Raw genomic sequence first — 2440 nt, 5'->3', positions numbered from 1 at the left:
TGTATTTTGTCAAGCAGAATTCCCCGAAAAAATCGTGTGTTCTTCCCCATGGATCAGACGGGGAATTTTAGCGCTGTTTCATGAGTGCATGCTTCATCCGGTAGCTCTCTCCCTCGAACAGTAGCAGGTGCCCGTGGTGCGCGAGGCGGTCAATCATGGCTGCCGCCATCTGGTCGTCGGTGAACACCGAGCCCCACTTTGAGAACTCGAGGTTGGTGGTAATCACCAGGCTACGACTCTCGTAACTGTCGGCAATGACACGGAACAACAGCTGCGAGCCCTCCCGGTCTACCGGCACATATCCCCACTCGTCCAAGATGAGTAGATCTGCTCGGGAAATGTCTTTGCTCAGTCGCTCCAGTGTACCCGCCTTCTTGGCCTCCGACAGCCGCATTACAAGGTCTGCCACCGTAAAGAAACGCACCGCCATACCCAGTTCGCAGGCACGCACCCCGAGCGCTGTTGCCAGGTGGGTCTTCCCAGTCCCGACAGGGCCGTACAGGACCAGATTGCGTTTGGCCCGTACGAACAGAGCATCCGTGAGGTCGCTCCACTCGAGTGACGCCGGCAACTTGACCCCATGGCGCTCGTAACCCTCCAGTGTCTTGTATACGGGGAATCCAGCCCGATTCATGAGTCGGGTGCGTCGGCTACGCTCACGGTTCTCAACCTCTTCCGACAGGACACGGTGTAGGAACTCCTCCTGTCTCGGTGTCGCCTCCTGTGCACACAGTTCAACTGCGCGCTGACTGAGGATGAGTCGCTTGCAAAGGGCGGAGATCTCGTCTCGTAACGCTTCGCGTTCCTTGGCGGCCATCATTGGGCGTCACCTCCTGGGTGAAGCATCGCGTCATAAGGGGTCAAGTCAACCTGCTGCGCGTCCGGTGGTGTGAAAGTCGCCAAGCGGGCGGCCAGCACGCTTGCGTTGGCATTGGTGAGGCGCCCGAGCTCCGCTGCCTTCTGCATCGCCTCGACGGCTGTTTCGAAGTCGTAACGAGATGACAGGTCGTGCATAATCTTCAGCGCCTCTCTGAGATCCGGGCGTGCCAGCTCGTCCATGCCAGAGCGTAGCGCCTCCGGTACTACCTCACGCAGTGCACTGTTACGCCAGGCGCCTGGGCTACGCAACAGGCGGCTGAGTGTCGTGCGTACGTCCACGGTGTCGGTGCGTTGGTTGCCAAAGCGTCGGGCGTGCACGACCATGGGCTCTCCGCTGCGCGACAGCGGCTCCACGGTATGCGCTGTGATACGCACGACGATTTCACGCCCCGCCCATTCGGGGCCCGAAGAGTAGAAGTGTTTGCCGTCGATCTGGAACTTCCCGTATCCGTCTGTCTTCACGCGCGCATAGCGGCAGACGGAGAAGGGGGCAGTGGGCAGATACAGCAGCGCTTCCCGGTCGTCAGCGAACAGTAGGTCAATTGGCACGCCCTTCTTGTAGTGCTCTCGCTGCCAGTCCTGCTCGCAACGCGACAGTAGCTCTTGGTTGAAGGCCTGCACGTCCGTCACCATGGGAACGGGTACGAACAGGTTGCGTCGGAAGTATCCGACCTTGTTCTCGACGTTGCCTTTCTCGTAGCCGGCCGCGGGATTACAGAAGGTCACCCCAAACCCGTAATGAGCTTTGAAACGCAGGAAGAACTCGGTCATCCTCACCTGGTCACTGACGCGTCGACCGACGCCGCTGGCGTTGTCAAAAACAATTCGCGTCGGCACCCCGCCGATGCGGTGGAAGATGTCCTGCAGCCCCTGTGACACACACTCCGCTGTTTCTCCGCCGAACAGCTGCGTGTACGCCGCGTTGCTGTGCGGAAAGCTCAGGCACAGGTACTTGTAGGTGCGCCGCTCTCCGTCCGCGTCGAAGAAGTCCGCTTCACCAAAGTCGGCTTGCGCCTCTCCGGGGTGCCAAACCAGTTCCTGCGTCCCCTCCTGGTACTGCTCCTGACGTGCCTCGCGCAATGACTTCACGTATCGCTGCACCAGCGGGTATGAGGCGTCGTAGTCAGGACACTCCTCCGTAAGTCGCACGTGGATGCGCTTCGCGGTATGGCGCTGCTTGTAACGGCTCTTTCGGTCTTCCTCCAGCCACTGCACAATGAGCGGTTTGAACGGATCCAACTTAGAGGGCCTGTCCACCTTTTGCGTCGGCCTCCTCTCCTCGAATACCTCGGCAGCCATGTACTTGCTGACCGTCTTACGGTCAATTCGCAGGCGCTCCGCGATCGCCACCGGCCCAAGTCCCTTGCCTTGTAGTTCCTTGATCATTTCCACCTGCGTCATCCTCAGCATCTCCCCGGTCCCCCTGTCCCTGCAACCAACAACAGGGTACATAAGGGTCATTCGTTGTTCTACCCCACGCGATGACGATGGGGAATTCCTCGTGATTTTTCCGGGGAACCCGAGATGATGATTCCGGGTAATTTCACTCTACGACAAACAA

2 protein-coding genes are annotated in these 2440 nt (G+C 59.3%); both read right to left on the bottom strand.

What is annotated here, in order from left to right; genetic code table 11:
- Positions 1 to 67 precede the first annotated feature (67 nt).
- Complete coding sequence (istB, locus tag C7445_RS14280; protein WP_134161379.1) at positions 68 to 820, bottom strand: IS21-like element helper ATPase IstB; 753 nt, start codon at positions 818 to 820, stop codon at positions 68 to 70.
- Complete coding sequence (gene istA, locus C7445_RS14275) at positions 817 to 2280, bottom strand: IS21 family transposase (protein WP_243835217.1); 1464 nt, start codon at positions 2278 to 2280, stop codon at positions 817 to 819. The genes istB and istA overlap by 4 nt, the downstream gene beginning before the upstream one ends.
- Positions 2281 to 2440: the final 160 nt, after the last annotated feature.

It is taken from the genome of Alicyclobacillus sacchari (assembly GCF_004366795.1).
In the GTDB taxonomy this organism is placed as follows: domain Bacteria; phylum Bacillota; class Bacilli; order Alicyclobacillales; family Alicyclobacillaceae; genus Alicyclobacillus; species Alicyclobacillus sacchari.
The sequence above is the reverse complement of the archived record's forward strand: the minus strand, read 5'-3'. Positions and strand labels throughout refer to the sequence as shown.

Coding starts and splice junctions, on each gene's coding strand:
- istB (WP_134161379.1), bottom strand. CDS start 820: ATGATGGCCGCCAAGGAACGCGAAGCGTTACGAGACGAGATCTCCGCC.
- istA (WP_243835217.1), bottom strand. CDS start 2,280: ATGACGCAGGTGGAAATGATCAAGGAACTACAAGGCAAGGGACTTGGG.